Source organism: Bacteroidia bacterium, assembly GCA_037045145.1.
Taxonomy (GTDB): domain Bacteria; phylum Bacteroidota; class Bacteroidia; order AKYH767-A; family OLB10; genus OLB10.
In genome coordinates this window covers 1-20111 of the sequence record JBAOIA010000012.1, presented here as the reverse complement: position 1 = coordinate 20111, position 20111 = coordinate 1, and the positions used below count along the sequence as shown (strand labels likewise).

The following is a 20111-nucleotide window of genomic DNA, read 5'->3' as shown; positions in this document are numbered from 1 at the left end:
GAGTCATTGCAGAAGGCTTTTTTATCTTTGTAAAAATATTAACAACACTTTTTGCAAAAATTACTGAATCTATGTATTTTTCTATTGAAAAGTCTGATAAGGAAAGTAAAGCCCGTTCGGGCAAAATAGAGACCGCACATGGCGTAATAGAAACGCCAATCTTTATGCCCGTAGGTACTGCAGGTACCGTAAAGAGTGTAACCCAGCGTGATTTGAAGAATGATGTGAAAGCACAGATTATTTTGGGCAACACATACCATCTCAATTTACGTCCCGGCATTGAAGTGCTGCATCAGGCCGGAGGGCTGCATCGTTTTATGAATTGGTCACTTCCAATATTGACTGATAGTGGCGGTTATCAGGTTTTTTCACTAAGCGAAACACGAAAAATTACTGAAGAAGGTGTAAAGTTCAGCTCGCACATTGATGGAAGTAAACATTTTATTTCGCCTGAGGTGAGTATGGACATACAACGCTATATCGGTGCCGATATTATTATGGCATTTGATGAATGTACGCCCTACCCTTGCGAACATAGAAGAGCAAAAAAGTCAATGGACATGACACATCGCTGGCTCCAACGTTGTATAACTCATTTAGAAAAATCGCCTGCTAAGTATGGCTATGAACAAACATTGTTTCCTATTGTTCAAGGGTCAGTTTATAAAGACTTACGTGCAGAGAGTGCAAAAGTGATTGCCGATGCCGGAGCAAAAGGAAATGCTATTGGTGGTTTATCGGTAGGTGAGCCGGCTGAAATTATGTATGAAATAACTGATGCTGTTACAGCTATTTTACCCGTTGAAAAGCCACGTTATCTGATGGGTGTAGGAACCCCGGCAAATATACTTGAATGCATTGCATTAGGTATAGACATGTTTGACTGTGTGATGCCCACAAGGAATGCACGTAACGGTATGCTTTTTACTTCTGAAGGAATCATCAATATCAGAAATGAAAAATGGAAAAAAGATTTTTCGCCTATTGATGAAGCCGGTTATTGTTTTGCCGATATAGATTATTCGAAAGCCTATTTAAGACATTTATTTATCAGCAAAGAAATGCTTGCTGCACAATTGGCAACGCTACACAACCTGTCTTTCTACCTTTGGTTAGTTACAGAAGCAAGAAAGAGAATTAATGATGGGATCTTTATTTCCTGGAAAAACTCAATGGTGAAAAAAGTTAGTCAGCGATTATAATACACTATTGAAAAACAAACTGTTTGTCAGCTACATTATAAATAATGCTTTTAACAGATTGGTTCTGATAACTTGTAATTTTAAGGTTATTTTATGATAAATTAATAAGTATTTTTCGGTCATGAAAAAAGCATGGGAAAAAGTACCCGATTTTTTGAAGAACAAATATGCAATTTGCATCATTGCATTTGTTGTGTGGCTTGCTTTTTTTGACAAGAACGATTTTTATGCGCAATATCGTTTCAGGCAACAGCTGAATACTTTAAAGAGTGACAAAAGTTATTATGCTGATGAACTTGAAAAAAGTAAATCTGATTTGAACGAATTAATTTCATCACCTGCCAACCTCGAAAAATTTGCAAGAGAAAAGTATCTGATGAAAAAAGATGACGAAGATATTTTTGTCTTTGTAGAAAAATAATAGCCGGAATTTTTAATCCCGGCTATACTGTCGTTTTAAATCTTCACTTCTTCCTGCGATTTTTCATTCTCAAAAACAAAGTTTTTGTTTTTATCAATATCTATCTTTATCACGTCATCTTTATTAATCTTACCGGCTAAAATCTGTTTCGACAATTCGTTGAGGATTTTCTTCTGAAGTACACGTTTCAGCGGACGAGCGCCAAACTGAGGGTCGTAGCCTAATTGTGCTACCCACTCTATTGCTTTATCAGTAATTGAAAGTCTGATGTCATTTTTTGCAAGCATATCAACAGCATGATTAAACTGGATGCGAACAATCTTTTCTATTTCACTTCGTGTCAACGGACTAAACATGATGACTTCGTCAATGCGGTTCAGAAACTCTGGTCTGATAGATTTTTTAAGCAGTTCAAAAACATCGTTTTTAGTTTTAGCAAAAACATCATCTCTGTTAGCATCATTCATTCCATCAAAGTTTTCCTGTATCAGATGTGCTCCAATATTGCTGGTCATGATGATGATGGTGTTTTTGAAATTGGCAGTGCGACCTTTATTGTCTGTCAGCCTTCCATCATCAAGCACCTGCAACAAAATGTTGAACACATCAGGGTGTGCTTTTTCAATTTCATCGAGGAGAATTACCGAATAAGGTCTTCTTCGAACGGCCTCTGTCAGTTGCCCACCTTCGTCATATCCTACATATCCCGGAGGCGCGCCAATCAATCGTGACACGGTGTGTTTCTCCTGGTACTCACTCATGTCAATACGGGTCATGTTGTTTTCGTCATTGAACAGATAGGCTGCCAGCGCTTTAGCAAGCTCTGTTTTTCCTACACCGGTCGAGCCCAGAAATATGAATGAACCAATAGGCTTTCTCATATCTTGTAGCCCTGCACGGCTTCTGCGTACGGCATCAGCAACAGCCTCAATAGCATCTTCCTGTCCTACCACCCGTTTGTGTAGCTCTTCTTCAAGGTGCAGTAGTTTCTCACGTTCACTTTGCAACATGCGGTTCACCGGAATGCCTGTCCACCTGGAAACTACTTCGGCTATATCTTCGCTGTCAACTTCTTCTTTCATCATGGCACCTTTGTGGTGCATGGCGTTAAGTTGTTCCATCAGTTTGGCTAAGCTTTCTTCAGCTTCTCTGATTTTTCCGTAACGTATTTCAGCCACTTTGCCATAATCTCCTGCACGCTCTGCCTGGTCTGCTTCAAGTTTAAGGTTTTCAATTTTCTCTTTAACTTCCTGAATCTTTTCAACTACTTCTTTCTCACTTTGCCAGCGTGCTTTTACAGCATTACGTTGTTCATTAAGTTGTGCAATTTCTTCTGATAATTCATTTACTTTCTTAGTATCGTTTTCTCTCTTTATTGCTTCGCGCTCAATTTCAAGTTGCATAATACGTCTGTTCAACTCATCCAACTCTTCAGGAACAGAGTCCATTTCAAGCCTTAATTTTGAAGATGCTTCATCAACAAGGTCTATTGCTTTATCGGGCAGGTATCGGTCGTTGATATAACGCTGCGACAATTCCACTGCAGCAATGATGGCTTCGTCTTTTATTCTGACTTTATGATGCGTTTCATAGCGTTCTTTCAAACCACGCAGAATAGAAATTGCCGATTCTGTATCAGGCTCTTCAACCATCACTTTCTGAAATCTTCTCTCTAAAGCTTTATCTTTTTCAATGTATTTCTGATACTCATTTAGAGTTGTTGCACCAACAGCCCTGAGTTCGCCACGTGCTAATGCAGGTTTTAAAATGTTTGCTGCATCCATGGCTCCTTCGCCACCACCGGCACCAACAAGTGTATGTATTTCGTCTATAAACAAAATAATTTCGCCTTCTCCACTGATGACTTCTTTTACAACGGCCTTCAATCGTTCTTCAAACTCGCCTTTATACTTTGCTCCCGCAATCAATGCCCCCATGTCTAAGGAGTAGATGGTTTTGGATTTTAAGTTTTCCGGAACATCACCATTGATGATTCTATGTGCCAGCCCTTCTGCAATGGCTGTCTTGCCCACGCCAGGTTCTCCTATAAGGATAGGGTTGTTCTTTGTTCTCCGTGATAATATCTGAAGCACTCTTCTTATTTCATCATCACGGCCTATAACGGGATCTAACTTGCCGTTTCGTGCCAGCTCATTGAGATTTCTTGCATATTTATTTAACGAATTATAGGTTTCTTCTGCACTGGCAGAAGTTACCCGCTCGCCTTTTCGCAGTTCGTTGATGGCATTTGTTAAATCTTTTATATTACAACCTTCTTCTTTCAACAGCTTTGCAACTTTGTCTTTACCGGCAAGCATAGCCAGCAAAAGATGTTCTACCGACACAAACTCGTCCTTGCTTTCTTTTAAAGATGCAAATGCTTTTTGAAAAAGTTCATTCACCTCTGATGAAAGATAAATCTGCCCACCGCTGACTTTGGGATAAGATTCTGTAAGTGAATTTAATTTTGTCGTTAATGTATTTAAGTTGACGTTCATTTTTTTCATCAGGTAGGGAACAACATGCTCGTCAACTTCAAGCATTGCTTTGAGCAAATGTCCGGTTTCTACTGTTTGTTGCCCAAATGATTTTGCCAGAAACTGTGCCTGCTGTAAAACTTCTTGCGATTTGATGGTTAATTTATTTATGTCCATGTTCTTTATTGTATTACTTTTTACTATCACAAATTTAACCAATCCAAAAAAAAATGATTTTACCGACATTTCGTCATAAATTCAGTTAGTGGCCGGTCATTTTTTCAATATTAGGTAATGAAAACGACATTATTTCATCTTAAAAAGTGTGATTTTTAAAATCCTCAACATAATCGTTTGAGAAGTAAACTGATATTGTCGCCACGTTTTGTGAAATGGTCGCCATGTTTTGTGAAGTGGTCGCCACGTTTTGTGAAGTGGTCGCCACGTTTTGTGAAGTGGTCGCCACGTTTTGTGAAGTGGTCGCCACGTTTTGTGAAGTGGTCGCCACGTTTTGTGAAGTGGTCGCCACGTTTTGTGAAATGGTCGCCACGTTTTGTGAAGTGGTCGCCACGTTTTGTGAAGTGGTCGCCACGTTTTGTGAAGTGGTCGCCACGTTTTGTGAAGTGGTCGCCACGTTTTGTGAAGTGGTCGCCACGTTTTGTGAAGTGGTCGCCACGTTTTGTGAAGTGGTCGCCACGTTTTGTGAAGTGGTCGCCACGTTTTGTGAAGTGGTCGCCACGTTTTGTGAAGTGGTCGCCACGTTTTGCGAAGTGGTCGCCACGTTTTGTGAAGTGGTCGCCACGTTTTGTGAAGTGGTCGCCACGTTTTGTGAAATGGTCGCCATGTTTTGTGAAGTGGTCGCCACGTTTTGTGAAGTGGTCCCCCTCTGGCACAAGTCTTCAGACTTGTGCCTCCCTTTCATTAAAAAATACACATTTGCAACCATGAGTTCCAAGTATAAGTTTCACAATCCTGATGCGATATATTTTGTTACCTTTTCAGTTATAAACTGGATTGATGTTTTTACAAGAAACCTCTATAAAGATATTTTAATTGACAGCATAAAACATTGCCAAAAAGAAAAAGGCTTGGTAGTTCATTGTTGGGTTATTATGACCAATCATGTACACATGATTATTTCTAAAAACGGAACTTGGGTATTGCCTGCTATAATGCGCGACCTTAAAAAGTTTACAGCTTATAAAATTACAGGGGCTATTATGGAAAACTCATAAGAAAGCTGGCGCGAATGGATGTTTAATCTTTTTAAACGGGCTGGTGAAAGAAATTCCAACAATACAAACTGGCAGTTTTGGCAACAGGATAATCATCCTGTTGAATTAACTGATGCAAGAATGCAAGAACAAAAATTAAATTACATACATGAAAATCCTGTGCGGGCAGGATTTGTTTATAACCCTGAAGACTATGTGTACAGTAGCGCAACGGATTATTGCGGCAGCAAAGGGCTTATTGACTTAGTGCTGCTTGAATGATAGTAGGGCACAAGTCTGAAGACTTGCGCCAGTGGGGATGATAGTAGGGCACAAGTCTGAAGACTTGCGCCAGTGGGGTAATTTCTAAAAACGGAGCTTGGGTATTGCCTGATATAATACGCGACCTTAAAAAGTTTACAGCTTATAAAATTACAGGGGCTATTATGGAAAACTCACAGGAAAGCAGGCGTGAATGGATGTTTAATCTTTTTAAACGTGCAGGCGAAAGGAACTCCAATAATACAAACTGGCAATTTTGGCAACAGGATAATCACCTCATTGAATTAAGTGATGCAAAAATGCAGGAACAGAAATTAAATTACATACATGAAAATCCTGTGCGGACAGGATTGGTTTATAATCCCGAATAATATGTTTACAGCAGTGCAACGGATTATTGTGGTAGTAAAGGACTTGTTGACTTGGTGCTGCTTGAATGATAGTATGGCACAAGTCCGAAGACTTGCGCCAGTGGGGGAAAATATCAATCCAGCCAATGGTTGTAAATGTTACAAAATATAAACCGCCCGGAAAAGTTTTATAAACTTCAGACATTTGTTGTTTGCATATATGCAAAAATGATAATTTTTAGATCAGTATATGATTGAAGTAAAACTTCCAAACACAAAACCCACGAAGCACAGCTTCGCGGGTACGGGGATGCTGCGCTTATGTATTTGAGTAATTTCATTTAAAACAAAAGTTATTCAACAATAAATTTATTTACCAATCTTTCTTTTTCTGTTTGCAAAGAAACAATGTACATGCCTTTTGCAAGTGTGCTGCAATTGACATCCTGTGTAAAATAACCGCCTGCGCTACCCCCAACCCCTGAAGGGGAGAGCCCTCGCGCTGCACTGTAAATTATTTTTCCGGTTATATCTATTATTTTTAATTCAACTTTTTTTCCTTTTAGGTGCTGCGCATTTACAAACAGCTTTTGCCATGATGCTATGTAGGTAACAAACAACTCCGCTCCCCTCTCTAATGGAAAGGGGTTGGGGGTGAGGTTTGTAAGTGTATCACAGGGGCTGCCTGACATTGCAGACAGTGTATAATCTGGATTATTGGGTAAACCTACGTAAGTTCTTTTGCCGCCAAGATAAAATGAGTAGGTTTGTAAATCACATGCTGAGCCTAAGCTGTTAGGAGAGTTAATGGTGCTTAAATACATATTGGTATTATTATACATGGTATCCTGATATGGATAGTACTGATAATAATTTGTAGCTAAATAAATTTTACCGTCAGGAGCTAATTTAAGAAATCCCATAGTTTCATTAAATTGAGTTTGCCATAATGTATCACCGCTGGCAGCTATATTGGTTGCCGTTAAATCAAACTGATACAGACGCGATGTATCAGTTGATAGCTGAGGAATACTGGTAATATACAATAAACTGTCATTGGGAGAAAAACATGCTCCCCAGAAGTTTCTCAAAAATAATTGCGGGTTTTCTGTGTATATGGTTTGCAAATTACTTAATTGCCCTGTGCACCTGTCAAAATCATACAATTCCAATGTTCCTGCCAAAGTATAAGCTATCATTTTATTTCCTTTATTAGAAAATTGAATTCTGCTGAATCCATGATAAGTAGCAAACCCAATATTTTGTGGAATGGAATCGGAAACCCCTGAGGAGGTAATAAGATATTTATAAAAAGTGTTGTTAATGTTATTCCATCTTCGGTTAATAACCCACCAGTCTCTGCCGTTGCCATGCTTTATGGCTGTTAGTCCGTCAGCGCTTTTGTAATTATGCAACTGCACATTTTTTTGAATCACTTCGCCTAATCCGCCATTGGCGCTCATGTCAACTATTGAATAATATAAGCCATAATCTAACGTTACACCAATATTAAAAATATAATAAAGGCTATCTGAATCCGGAAATGGAACAATGGTTATTTCATTATACCACCCCCCCCCCTTCATAGAGTCTCCATTAGCCATTACCTGGTGGTTGCTATTATATGCTTTAACGGGGTCTGTACCTGCAATAATAACAGTAGGGTCATAGGAAACATAAAATAAAAGATTTCCGCTGCTGTCGGCAATGCTGGCACAACTGCCGCGCGATTTTACCATGCTGCTGCCTGTTATGATATTGGCAGTATCACTAAAATCAACCAGCGCACTGTCGCCAAAGCACCACACGCTGCCTTGATTTTGCGCATTTGTAAAATAAGCGCAGCATATAAGAAATGCTGCGCTTATGAATCCGAGTAATTTCATTTTATGGCAAGGATTATTCAACAACAAATTTATTTACCAGTTTTTCTTTTTCCGTTTGCAAAGAAACAATGTACATGCCTTTTGCAAGTGCGCTGCAATTAACATCCTGTGTAAAATAACCTCCTGCGCTACCCCCAACCCCTAAAGGGGTGAGCACTCGCGCAGTGTTGTAAATTAACTTACCTGTAACATCGTATAGGGTTAGCGTTATATTTTTTCCTTTTAAATGCTGCGCATTAACAAACAATTTTTGCCATGATGCTATGTAGGTAACAAACAACTCCCCACCCCTCCCCAAAGGAGAGGGAGCTATGCCTGTAAGTGTATCACACGCACTACCCGCTAATGCAGGAAGCATATAATCAGGATTGTTGGGCAAACCTCCGTAAGTTCTTTTGCCGCCAAGGTAAAACGAGTAGGGTTGTAAATCACATGCTGAGCCTAAGCTGTTAGGAGAGTTAATGGTGCTTAAATACATATTGGTATTATTATACATAGTGTCCTTATAAGGATAATATTGATAATAGCTTGTTGCTAAATAAATTTTACCGTCAGGAGCTAATTTAAGAAATCCCATAGATGCATTAAAATGAGTTTGCCATAATGTATCGGCACTGGCAGCTATATTGGTTGCCGTTAAATCAAGCTGATACAGCCGCGATGTGTCGGTTGATTGTATGGGTATGCTGGATATATATAATAAATTATCGTCAGGCGAAAAACATGCTCCCCAATACCAGCGTAAGGGAGCCTGTGTGAGTTCAGGGTAAATGGTTTGTAAGTTGCTTAACTGACCGGTGCACCGGTCAAAATCATATAGTTCAAGTAATCCTCTTGTATTATAAAATATCATTTTGCTCCCATTATTTGAAAAACAAACTCTGCTTAAATCAACATTAGTAGCAAAACCAATATTTTGCGGAATGGAATCGGAAACCCCTGCGGGGGTAATAAGGTATTTATAAAAAGTGTTATTAATATTATTGCATCTTCGGTTAATAATCCACCAGTCTCTTCCGTTGCCATGCTTAATGGCTGTTAATCCGTCAGCGCTTTTGTAATTATGCAACTGTACATTTTTTTGAATCACTTCGCCTAATCCGCCATTAGCGCTCATATCAACTATGGAATAATATAAACCTAACTGACTACTACCCGTTACGCCAATGGAAAAAACATAATATTGATTGTTGTTAGATGGATTATCAATAATTAAAACTTCATGGTACCAGGCTTGCATAACAATAGAATCACCATTTTGCATGATTTGATGTTGTTTATTCCAAATTTCACCATTTTGAAATGGCGGACCTCCGGCAGCCCATGTATCTGTATTATAACCTGCATAAAATAACAGGCTTCCGGCACTATCGGCAATGCTTGCACAACTGCCGCGCGATTTTACCATGCTGCTGCCTGTTATGATATTGGCAGTATCACTAAAATCAACCAGCGCACTGTCGCCAAAGCACCACACGCTGCCTTGCTTTTGTGCATTTGCAAAATAAGCGCAGCATATTAAAAATGCTGCGCTTATGAATACGGGTAATTTCATCTTATGGCAAGGATTATTCAACAATAAATTTATTTACCAATCTTTCTTTTTCTGTTTGCAACGAAACAATGTACATGCCTTTTGCAAGTGTGCTGCAATTAACATCCTGTGTAAAATAACCGCCTGCGCTACCCCCAACCCCTGAAGGGGAGAGCCCTCGCGCTGCACTGTAAATTATTTTTCCGGTTATGTTCATTATTTTTAATTCAACTTTTTTTCCTTTTAAATGCTGCGCATTAACAAACAATTTTTTCCATGATGCCATGTAGGTAACAAATAATTCCGCTCTCTTTGCTGATGTTGCAAGAGGAGCTATACCAGTTAGTGTATCACACGCACTGCCCGTTACCGCCCCCAACTCATAATCGGGATTATTGGGCAAACCTCCGTAAGTTCTTTTGCCACCAAGATAAAATGAGTAGGGTTGTAAATCACATGCTGAGCCTAAGTTGTTAGGAGAGTTAATGGTGCTTAAATACATATTGGTGTTATTATACATAGTGTCCTTATACGGATAATATTGATAATAACTTGTTGCTAAATAAATTTTACCGTCAGGAGCTAATTTAAGAAATCCCATAGATTCATTAAAATGAGTTTGTCGCAACGTATCAGCACTTGCAGCTATATTGGTTGCCGTTAAATCAAATTGATACAGCCGCGATGTGTCGGTTGATTGTATAGGTATGCTGGATATATAAAGTAAATTATCGTCAGGCGAAAAACATGTGCTCCAATACCAGGGCAATGGAGCTTGCATGAGTTGAGGATAAACAGTGTTGAGATTGCTTAACAATCCGGTGCATCGGTCAAAATCATATAGCTCCAATAACCCACCTCCATTATAATGTGCTAATTTATTTCCAGAATTAGAAAACTGCATGCGTGCAACCGCAGCATTGTTAGCATAACCAATATTTTGCGGCATAGAATCAGAAACCCCTGAAGGGGTAATAAGATATTTATAAAAAGTGTTGTTAATGTTATTCCACCTCCGGTTAATAATCCACCAGTCTCTTCCATTGCCATGCTTTATGGCTGTTAGTCCGTCAGCACTTTTGTAATTATGCAACTGTACATTTTTTTGAATTACTGCACCCAAGCCGCCATTGGCGCTCATATCAACAATGGAATAATATAAGCCTGACTGACTACTACCCGTTACTCCTATGGAAAAAACATAATATTGATTGTTGTTAGATGGATTATCAATAATTAAAACTTCATGGTACCAGGCTTGCATAACAATAGAATCACCATTTTGCATGATTTGATGTTGTTTATTCCAAATTTCACCATTTTGAAATGGCGGACCTCCGGCAGCCCATGTATCTGTATTATAACCTGCATAAAATAACAGGCTTCCGGCACTGTCGGCAATGCTTGCACAACTGCCGCGCGATTTTACCATGCTGCTGCCTGTTATGATATTGGCAGTATCACTAAAATCAACCAGCGCACTGTCGCCAAAGCACCACACGCTGCCTTGCTTTTGTGCATTTGCAAAATAAGCGCAGCATAGTAAAAATGCTGCGCTTATGTATTTTATCGCCTTCATAAAGACAAAGCTACCGCATTACGGCAAATTTTGCTTTGTGAATGCTGCCCGAAGGCGATTGAGTTATTAACAGGTAAATGCCCGCAGGATAAGAGCTGACGTTAAGCGAAAGTTGCCCGCTGCGCACATCCGTTTTATAAATACATTTTCCCGTTCCGTCATAAACGGTTAGCGTATTATCATCCGCCTTTAATCCTGTTATGGTTAAAACGGTATTTACCGGGTTGGGCATAAGCGTTATACTCTCCGTTGTTTCTTTATCATCTTTTTCGTTAACCACCGTGTTGCTTAACCTTGCGCCCGGCTCAGGCTCCACTACGGGGTGTATTTCCATGCCCAGCATGGCGGCAGCCAGGTAAATGGAATTGCCCGCCTGGTACCAGTTCATGGCGGCTATGGATTGCAGTGTGGTGGAATCATGCGCTGACAGTGCCGAATCAATGGCTAAGGTATTGAGGAAAATGCTCATCACCGTTTTGGTGTAAAGCTCAATGTCATTATCATCAACCAACGCAATATTAATGGCATCGGCAGTTGTTAAGGTGGCAACATCACTGCTGTATTGCCGCACATTTTCGAGCTTGCCTATGTTGGCATTGAGCATGGCATTGTAAAATGCACGGAAGGATAGTTTACAGCTTCACAAGCTTTTTTGCAATGGTGCTTTTTTCTGTGTGGATAGTTAAAAAATAAACACCATTGGGAAGAAAAGATAAATCCAACTCATAAAGCGTTTGCGCTACTTTTTTTTCAAAAACAATTTCTCCCATTGAATTAAAAATGGTTGCTTCTTTTATCTTAGTGCTGCTGTGTTGCTGATACTGAAAAGCAATTTTGTTAAAGAATGGATTAGGAAAAATATTGATGGCATTTTGTTCTGTTATTTCTTTTACAGAAGTTAAAGTATCGCAAATGCTTCCTGTTAAAGCCCCCAACTCATAATCCGGATTATTAGGTAAACCAAGATATGTTCTTTTGCCTCCGAGATAAAAACTGTAAGGCTGAAAATTACATGCCGTACCTAAACTATCAGGCTGGTTTATTACTGATAGGTTCATGTTGAATACGTTGTAAACGCTGTCTGGATAAGGATAAGGAAACATTAATTGATTATCATACCATGATGACATATAAATTTTATTATCAGGAGCTAATTTTAAACCACCTCCTGCATATTTAGGACTACTGATAGTCCAAAGAGTGTCTTTACTGGTTGCTATATTGGCTGCGTTTAAGTCATATTGAAACAAATAAGTGGTGGTGTCGCAATTAGATATGTATAACTTACTTTCATCAGGAGAAAAGGCAACACTCCACAATGCCGGTGTGGGCGATACTAATACTCCGGTTTGTATTTGATGTTGTAATGTTAACTGCCCTGTACATCTGTCAAAATTCAAAATTTCTATCAGTCCGTTATAACTGGTTACAGCAACTTTATTTCCCGAAGGTGAAAATGCAATATCAGCATTGTTAGAATAGATAGGACCACCTACATTTTGCTGAGTGTAATTACTTATGCCGGATGGGGTTATTAAATAAGTTAAAAACTCATTGGAAGGATTAAACTGTGGGTCGCGCCTGAATATTACCCACCAGTCTCTCCCATTACCATGCTTAACAGCATTCAGGCAATCTACCATATTGAAACTTTGTAATTGAACGTTTTTAACAGTTACATCACCCAATCCATTATTTAGTTTCATATCCACTATACTATAATATAAACCATGTATTGAAGCAACATCTATAGAAAATAAATAATAGGTGCTGTCATTGGCAGGATTAGGTACTATTATCATTTCATTATACCATCCTTCTCCTGCGATTGCATCACCATTTGACATTAGACTATTTTGTGCATCAAATACACGCCCAGTAAAATTACCGAATCCGGCTCTTGTTGCTGCTGAAAATAATAATTCGCCATTATTATTACTAATAGAAACACATGATCCTCTACTATCCAAACCACATGTCCCCACTATAATATTTGAAGTATCGCTAAAATCAATTAAAGCACTGTCTCCAAAACACCAAACGGAGTTTTGATTTTGAGCATAAACGAGTTCACTCAATAAAACCATTAGAATGATTAACAGTTTTTTCATCTCTTAAAATTAAAGCCTGCCTTACAAAGATAAGGCAGGCTTTAAAAGATAATTGTATTTTTTTACTTAATTTTTACCAGTATGTTGTTAAACAGCATTTTATTATCATGGTAAATTTTCACCATATAAAAGCCTTCTTCTAAACCGGTAACATCAATTCTGCTGCTGTATGTTTTTAATAACACCACCCTGCCTGTAACATCATAAATTTTTACTGTGGCATCATCAGGCAGTTCACCCGCAAAATAAATTTCACCGGTTGCGGGGTTAGGATACATGTTTATTGCTGCACCTGATACATCATCGTTATCGTTTGGTTTATCAGGTATGTTATTATTAACCTTACGTAATGCCGGTAATTCAGGCGAATAATATTCTTTACCGAGCAAGGCTGCCGCCTGGTAAACGCTTAAACCTGCCACCAGCCAATGCTGTTCAAATATGCTTTCGAGCGCAGTTGTATCAGAAGCATCAAGGGTATCACCCACAGCCAGTTTTTTAATGATAAGGCTATTAATAAACCGGCTGTTTTCCTCCATTGCATTGTCTTCTGTTATGCTCCCATTAATGGCTTCGGCAGCCACCAGATCATTACTTTGCAAGGTGCGGTTAACAGAATCCAACCTGCCTATGTTGGCAGTAAGCATGGTATTATAAAATGTGCGGAAGGATAGTTTAAAGCTTCACAAGCTTTTTTGTAATGGTATTTTTTTCTGTGTGAATAGTTAAAAAATAAATACCATTTGGAAGAAAAGATAAATCCAACTCATAAAGCGTTTGCGCTACTTTTTTTTCAAAAACAATTTCTCCCGTTGAATTAAAAATGGTTGCTTCTTTTATTTTAGTGTTGCTGTGTTGCTGATACTGAAAAGCAATTTTGTTAAAGAATGGATTAGGAAAAATATTGATGGCATTTTGTTCTGTTATTTCTTTTACAGAAGTTAAAGTATCGCAAATGCTTCCTGTTAAAGCCCCCAACTCATAATCAGGATTATTAGGCAAACCTACGTAAGTTCTTTTGCCTCCGAGATAAAAACTGTAAGGCTGAAAATCACATGCCGAACCTAAACTATCAGGCTGGTTTATTACTGACAAGTTCATGTTGTACATATTATAAACAGTATCCTGATAAGGATAAGGAAAAATAATTTGATTATCATACCATGATGACATATAAATTTTATTATCAGGTGCTAATTTTAAACCGCCTCCTGCATATTGTGGGCTGCTTATAGTCCAAAGCGTGTCTTTTGATAAAGTAATATTAGGTGCATTCAAATTATATTGAAACAAATAAGTGGTATCATCTGCTGTTGTTACATATAATTTGCTTGCATCGGGTGATAAAGCACAACTCCATGTATATGGCACTGATGGCAATGCTTCCGGTTCAATGGTAACAGGATTGCTTAATAATCCTGAGCAACGGTCAAAATCATATAGCTCTGTTAAACCAATCCAATTGGTATGTCCTCCGCTAGTTTTGTTTAATGAACCTATTGACTGAACGGAAACATTCTGAATGCTGTCAGGTGTTATTAAATAAGAATACCAGTCATTGTTGCCATTTGATAAAGAACCTGCTTTTCTGAATAATACCCACCAGTCTCTTCCATTGCCATGTTTAACAGCATTCAGGCAATCCACCTGCTGAAAACTTTGCAATTGAATATTTTTAACTGTAACTGCACCCAATCCATTATTTAGCCGCATATCAATAATACTATAGCACAAACCAAAAGTGGTAGTACTTCCAATAGAAAATAAATAATAGGTGCTGTCATTGGCAGGATTAGGCACTATTACCAATTCCTGATACCATCCTTTGCCAAATATAGAATCACCATTAGCCATTATTGAATTTGTGGAGTTAAAAACAATGGTTGAAAATGCGGGATTTGAACCTGAATAAGGCATTGTTGCTGCATAAAAAAGTAAATTCCCGTTATTGTCTGAAATGCTGACACAGCTTCCTCTACTATCCATACCGGATTGAAAAGTTACAGGTACTCCCGAACCAAAATCTATTCCCGCACTATCACCAAAGCACCAAACAGAATTCTTGTTTTGTGAAAAGCAAAAAAAATGGCAGCAACAGAGTGTTGCTGCCATTAGTAAACATTTTAAATTATTTAATAACCACAAACCGCTTTTTAAAGTATTCGCCTGTTTCATTCTTTATTCTAATATTATACACTCCGTCAGAAAGCGAAGATACATCTATTACACCACTGCTGCTATTATTTTGCTTTTTCAATAATAACCTGCCGTAAAGGTCATAAACCTGCATTTCGTTTTTGCCTTCAGGCATTCCGCTAGCATACAATGTACTGTTGGCGGGGTTGGGATATAACCTCACTCCCTCCCGATAGCTATCGGGATTCTCCAAAGGAGAGGGAGCAATACCTGTGATTGTATCACACACACTTCCCGCTAACGCTCCCAAATCATAATCGGGATTATTGGGCAAGCCGTAATATGTACGTTTACCGCCTAAGTAGAAACTGAACGGTTGATAATTACATGCTGCGCCAATATTATCAGGCTCGTTAATTACACTCAGGTTCATGTTTATGTAATTATACATGCTATCTGCATAAGGATAACTGTTTACACCCGGGCTTTTATAAGCACGGCTGTAATAAATTTTTCCATCAGGAGCTAAACGTACTGCTCCGGGTTCAATTGGAAATAAATAATCATCAAGTGTATCGCAGCTTGCAGGAATATCTGATGCAGTAAGATCAAACTGTAATAAATAGCAATTAAGCAACAATGGATAGCGATTGGTAGCAATATAAAAAACACTGTCATTGGGAGAATAAGCCCCCTCCCAAAAAACTCTGTTGTAAGGGAGTGAGGTTATTTCAGGATAAATGACATGAGGATTGCTGATGACACCGCTGCAACGGTCAAAATCAAATTCGCACATATAGCCATAAAGATTAATATTCATAATCTTAGTATAAGAGTTATTGAATATAATTTTTTGGAAATCCATGTCCATGGCATCATTAAAATCATAAAACACGGGATTAGAAATGCCATTAGACGTAACTAAAAAAACAGCAAAGCGATTTAATGTAGTAAGGTTAGCATCCGAAAATTTAGTAACTAACCACCAGTCCCTGCCATTGCCATGCTTAACAGCCTGCAAACAATCGGCTATACGGTGATTAGTAATCTGCTGCCCTTTGATAATAACCTCACCTAAACCGGGTGTTCCCCATACGGTATTCATATCAATAATGGCATAAAAAATACCGTCAATAAATCCACGAACATTAGTATAAAATACATAATATTTATTTTGTCCGTCAGAGAAAGGTACTATCTGCAACTCATTATATGCTCCCCCCCCCCCCCATGGGATATGAGTTAGTCATGGTATCATGTAAGGCATTCCACACCATAGTTCGTGCAATGGTCATATAAGTATTACTATAAAATAAAAGATTACCGTTGTTGTCTGCTATGCTAACACATGAGCCTCTGCCTTCAACAGATGAGGTAAAAGGAACAGGGTTATTTATGTTACTAAAATCAATTCCTGCGCTGTCGCCAAAGCACCAGATGCTATTTCTGTTTTGTGCAAAAGAATGGGTGGCGGTTATTATCAGAAGCAGTACAACGCTTTTTTTCATACAGCAAATTTACTCAAAAAAAGGGGCTTTTTAAGCCCCCTTTTTTGTTTTTATTTACCTTATAACAGTTAATTTACTTGTTTGCTTAAACGTTTTGTTTATAAGCAAATGCCCCGTATAAACTCCCGGTGAAAATCCGGCAACTGAAAATGCTGTTTTGCTATCGTTCTTGCCAAGCTGAATTGTTTTTACCATCATACCCATGTTGTTGTAAATAACAAGGCTTGAGTTTTCTCCGAAAATACTATCATATTCAAACAGTACATTTTCTGAAGCCGGATTGGGGTAAAACCTCACCCCAACCCTCTCCAAAGGAGAGGGAGCAATACCTGTGATTGTATCACACACACTTCCCGCTAACGCTCCCAAATCATAATCGGGATTATTGGGTAAACCTAAATATGTACGTTTACCGCCTAAGTAAAAACTGAAGGGCTGAAAGTTACAGGTAGCTCCTAAACTATTAGGCTCATTAATTACTCCCAAATTCATGTTTATGTAATTATACATGGTGTCTGCATAAGGATAGCTGTTTGCAGTGAGACTTTTGTAGGCACGACTAAAATATATTTTACCATCAGGGGCTAAACGTACTGCACCTGTTCCAATAGGTACTATTGCCGAATCTAATGTATCGCAGCTTGCCGGAATATCAAACGCTGTTAAATCATACTGTAACAGATAGCTATAATTAACACCGGATACAGTATTTGTAGTAGCATAAAAAACGCTGTCATCAGGAGAATACGCGCCCTCCCAAAAAATTCTGTTATAAGGAAAAGTGGTTATTTCAGGATAAATAACATGAGGATTGCTGATGACACCGCTGCAACGGTCAAAGTCAAACTCGCACATATAACCTACAGTATTTATGTTCATTATTTTTGAACAGGAGGTATTAAATATTATTTTTTGAAAATCCTGGTCAAATGCTATTCCAAAATCAAAATGGAATGGACCTGATATGCCGCTGGGAGTTATAAGGTATTCTATAAACCTGTCGGTATGTGTTAAATTAGCATCTGACATTTTTGTAACTAACCACCAGTCCCTGCCATTGCCATGCTTAACAGCCTGCATGCAATCGGCTATTCTGTTTGTATTTATTTGCTGCCCTTTGATAACAACCTCTCCCAAACCGGGCGTTCCCCATACGGTATTCATATCAATAATGGCATAAAAAATACCATCAAGTCCTCCTGTAACATTTTTATAAAACAGGTAATATTTATTCTGTCCGTCAGAGAAAGGTACTATCTGCAACTCATTATATGCTCCCCCCCCCCCCCATGGGATATGAGTTAGTCATGGTATCATGTAAGGCATTCCACACCATAGTTCGTGCAATGGTCATATAAGTATTACTATAAAATAAAAGATTACCGTTGTTGTCTGCTATGCTAACACATGAGCCTCTTCCTTCAACAGATGAGGTAAAAGGAACAGGGTTATTTATGTTACTAAAATCAATTCCTGCGCTGTCGCCAAAGCACCAGATGCTATTTCTGTTTTGTGCAAAAGAATGGGTGGCGGTTATTATCAGAAGCAGTACAACGCTTTTTTTCATACAGCAAATTTACTCAAAAAAAGGGGCTTTTTAAGCCCCCTTTTTGTTTTTATTTACCTTATAACAGTTAATTTACTTGTTTGCTTAAACGTTTTGTTTATAAGCAAATGCCCCGTATAAACTCCCGGTGAAAATCCGGCAACTGAAAATGCTGTTTTGCTATCGTTCTTGCCAAGCTGAATTGTTTTTACCATCATACCCATGTTGTTGTAAATAACAAGGCTTGAGTTTTCTCCGAAAATACTATCATATTCAAACAGTACATTTTCTGAAGCCGGATTGGGGTAAAACCTCACCCCAACCCTCTCCAAAGGAGAGGGAGCAATACCTGTGATTGTATCACACACACTTCCCGCTAACGCTCCCAAATCATAATCGGGATTATTGGGTAAACCTAAATATGTACGTTTACCGCCTAAGTAAAAACTGAAGGGCTGAAAGTTACAGGTAGCTCCTAAACTATTAGGCTCATTAATTACTCCCAAATTCATGTTTATGTAATTATACATGGTGTCTGCATAAGGATAGCTGTTTGCAGTGAGACTTTTGTAGGCACGACTAAAATATATTTTACCATCAGGGGCTAAACGTACTGCACCTGTTCCAATAGGTACTATTGCCGAATCTAATGTATCGCAGCTTGCCGGAATATCAAACGCTGTTAAATCATACTGTAACAGATAGCTATAATTAACACCGGATACAGTATTTGTAGTAGCATAAAAAACGCTGTCATCAGGAGAATACGCGCCCTCCCAAAAAATTCTGTTATAAGGAAAAGTGGTTATTTCAGGATAAATAACATGAGGATTGCTGATGACACCGCTGCAACGGTCAAAGTCAAACTCGCACATATAACCTACAGTATTTATGTTCATTATTTTTGAACAGGTTGTATTAAAAATTATTTTTTGAAAATCCTGATCAAATGCTATTCCAAAATCAAAATGGAATGGACCTGATATGCCGCTGGGAGTTATAAGGTATTCTATAAACCTGTCGGTATGTGTTAAATTAGCATCTGACATTTTTGTAACCAGCCACCAGTCCCTTCCATTGCCATGTTTAACAGCCTGCAAACAATCGGCTATACGGTGGTTACTAATCTGCTGCCCTTTGATAATAACCTCGCCCAAACCGGGCGTTCCCCATACGGTATTCATATCAATAATGGCATAAAAAATACCATCAAGTCCTCCTGTAACATTTTTATAAAATAAATAATATTTATTCTGCCCGTCAGGAAAAGGTACTATTTGTAACTCATTATATACCCCCCCCCCCCCCATGGGATATGAGTTGGTCATGGTATCATTCAAGGCATTCCAAACTAAAGTTAAATACGTGTATGTATTACTATAAAACAATAAGTTACCTGCACCATCAGCAATGCTTGCGCAGGAACCTCGCCCACGCATAGCAGTTGTTATTGGTACAGGATTACTGATATTACTAAAATCAATACCTGCGCTGTCGCCAAAGCACCAGATTGAATTTCGGTTTTGTGCAGTTGCATAAAAACTCGTTGCCAAAAAGAAAACAATAAATAATTTTCCTGATTTCATACCTCAAATATAAAAAAAAATCCCGCCTCATTAGCGGGATTTTTTTGTAAACTATTACCTGATAATTGTTAATTTATTGGATTGGCTGTAAGCATTGTTTATAAACACACGGCATAAATACATGCCCGGAGGCAAATCATTAATGCTAAAAGTTGTACTTATAGAACCCTTCGTCAATATGATTTTTTTAACCATTACTCCTAAGTTATCATACACCTCTATCTGTGAGTTTTCACTTACTGGTTCTGAATATTCAAATCTCACTTTTTCTTTTGCAGG

The 20111-nt window shown here is 38.5% G+C and carries 19 protein-coding genes; 5 read left to right on the top strand and 14 right to left on the bottom strand.

Annotated elements, in window-relative coordinates:
* Nucleotides 1-71: 71 nt before the first annotated feature.
* Nucleotides 72-1202, top strand: a complete 1131-nt coding sequence (gene tgt / locus V9G42_09545) for a tRNA guanosine(34) transglycosylase Tgt (GenBank protein ID MEI2759655.1) — start codon at nt 72-74, stop codon at nt 1200-1202.
* A gap of 121 nt (nt 1203-1323) precedes the next feature.
* Nucleotides 1324-1623: a septum formation initiator family protein gene (locus V9G42_09540; protein ID MEI2759654.1), complete on the top strand. Its 300-nt coding sequence runs from the start codon at nt 1324-1326 to the stop codon at nt 1621-1623.
* A gap of 35 nt (nt 1624-1658) precedes the next feature.
* Here the strand turns inward: V9G42_09540 and clpB are convergent, their stop codons facing one another.
* On the bottom strand, nt 1659-4277 hold the full coding sequence (gene clpB / locus V9G42_09535) for an ATP-dependent chaperone ClpB (GenBank protein ID MEI2759653.1): 2619 nt from the start codon (nt 4275-4277) through the stop codon (nt 1659-1661).
* Nucleotides 4278-4492: 215 nt separating this feature from the next.
* On the opposite strand from clpB, the gene V9G42_09530 reads away from it, so the two are divergent.
* The 3 genes from V9G42_09530 (at nt 4493) to V9G42_09520 (ending at nt 5967) form a co-directional block, all read left to right on the top strand.
* Nucleotides 4493-5335 carry a transposase gene (locus V9G42_09530; protein ID MEI2759652.1) on the top strand — a complete coding sequence of 281 codons (843 nt, stop codon included), beginning with the start codon at nt 4493-4495 and terminating at the stop codon, nt 5333-5335.
* 18 nt (nt 5336-5353) lie between these two features.
* The gene (locus V9G42_09525; protein MEI2759651.1) at nt 5354-5596 is read left to right on the top strand and encodes a hypothetical protein; all 243 of its coding nucleotides are present in this window, start codon (nt 5354-5356) and stop codon (nt 5594-5596) included.
* 104 nt (nt 5597-5700) lie between these two features.
* On the top strand, nt 5701-5967 hold the full coding sequence (locus V9G42_09520; GenBank protein ID MEI2759650.1) for a hypothetical protein: 267 nt from the start codon (nt 5701-5703) through the stop codon (nt 5965-5967).
* A 332-nt stretch (nt 5968-6299) separates the two neighbouring features.
* Here V9G42_09520 and V9G42_09515 read toward each other — a convergent pair whose 3' ends face one another.
* From V9G42_09515 to V9G42_09455, 13 genes are all read right to left on the bottom strand, one after another.
* On the bottom strand, nt 6300-7832 hold the full coding sequence (locus V9G42_09515; GenBank protein MEI2759649.1) for a T9SS type A sorting domain-containing protein: 1533 nt from the start codon (nt 7830-7832) through the stop codon (nt 6300-6302).
* A 13-nt stretch (nt 7833-7845) separates the two neighbouring features.
* Nucleotides 7846-9387, bottom strand: coding sequence for a hypothetical protein (locus V9G42_09510; protein ID MEI2759648.1), 1542 nt, complete (start codon nt 9385-9387; stop codon nt 7846-7848).
* 13 nt (nt 9388-9400) lie between these two features.
* Nucleotides 9401-10945, bottom strand: a complete 1545-nt coding sequence (locus tag V9G42_09505) for a T9SS type A sorting domain-containing protein (GenBank protein ID MEI2759647.1) — start codon at nt 10943-10945, stop codon at nt 9401-9403.
* Nucleotides 10946-10955: 10 nt separating this feature from the next.
* Nucleotides 10956-11549, bottom strand: a complete 594-nt coding sequence (locus tag V9G42_09500) for a T9SS type A sorting domain-containing protein (GenBank protein MEI2759646.1) — start codon at nt 11547-11549, stop codon at nt 10956-10958.
* A gap of 28 nt (nt 11550-11577) precedes the next feature.
* On the bottom strand, nt 11578-13056 hold the full coding sequence (locus tag V9G42_09495) for a T9SS type A sorting domain-containing protein (GenBank protein ID MEI2759645.1): 1479 nt from the start codon (nt 13054-13056) through the stop codon (nt 11578-11580).
* Nucleotides 13057-13118: 62 nt separating this feature from the next.
* Entirely contained in the window at nt 13119-13703 is a 585-nt protein-coding gene (locus tag V9G42_09490) for a T9SS type A sorting domain-containing protein (protein ID MEI2759644.1), read from the bottom strand.
* Nucleotides 13704-13731: 28 nt separating this feature from the next.
* Nucleotides 13732-15168: a T9SS type A sorting domain-containing protein gene (locus V9G42_09485; GenBank protein ID MEI2759643.1), complete on the bottom strand. Its 1437-nt coding sequence runs from the start codon at nt 15166-15168 to the stop codon at nt 13732-13734.
* A 16-nt stretch (nt 15169-15184) separates the two neighbouring features.
* Nucleotides 15185-16396, bottom strand: coding sequence for a T9SS type A sorting domain-containing protein (locus V9G42_09480; GenBank protein MEI2759642.1), 1212 nt, complete (start codon nt 16394-16396; stop codon nt 15185-15187).
* Between the two features lie 4 nt (nt 16397-16400).
* On the bottom strand, nt 16401-16700 hold the full coding sequence (locus V9G42_09475) for a hypothetical protein (protein ID MEI2759641.1): 300 nt from the start codon (nt 16698-16700) through the stop codon (nt 16401-16403).
* Nucleotides 16701-16754: 54 nt separating this feature from the next.
* On the bottom strand, nt 16755-17963 hold the full coding sequence (locus tag V9G42_09470) for a T9SS type A sorting domain-containing protein (protein ID MEI2759640.1): 1209 nt from the start codon (nt 17961-17963) through the stop codon (nt 16755-16757).
* A 4-nt stretch (nt 17964-17967) separates the two neighbouring features.
* The gene (locus V9G42_09465; protein ID MEI2759639.1) at nt 17968-18267 is read right to left on the bottom strand and encodes a hypothetical protein; all 300 of its coding nucleotides are present in this window, start codon (nt 18265-18267) and stop codon (nt 17968-17970) included.
* Between the two features lie 53 nt (nt 18268-18320).
* Nucleotides 18321-19832 carry a T9SS type A sorting domain-containing protein gene (locus V9G42_09460; protein MEI2759638.1) on the bottom strand — a complete coding sequence of 504 codons (1512 nt, stop codon included), beginning with the start codon at nt 19830-19832 and terminating at the stop codon, nt 18321-18323.
* A 54-nt stretch (nt 19833-19886) separates the two neighbouring features.
* On the bottom strand, nt 19887-20111 hold a 225-nt coding region (locus V9G42_09455; protein MEI2759637.1), incomplete at its 5' end, for a T9SS type A sorting domain-containing protein.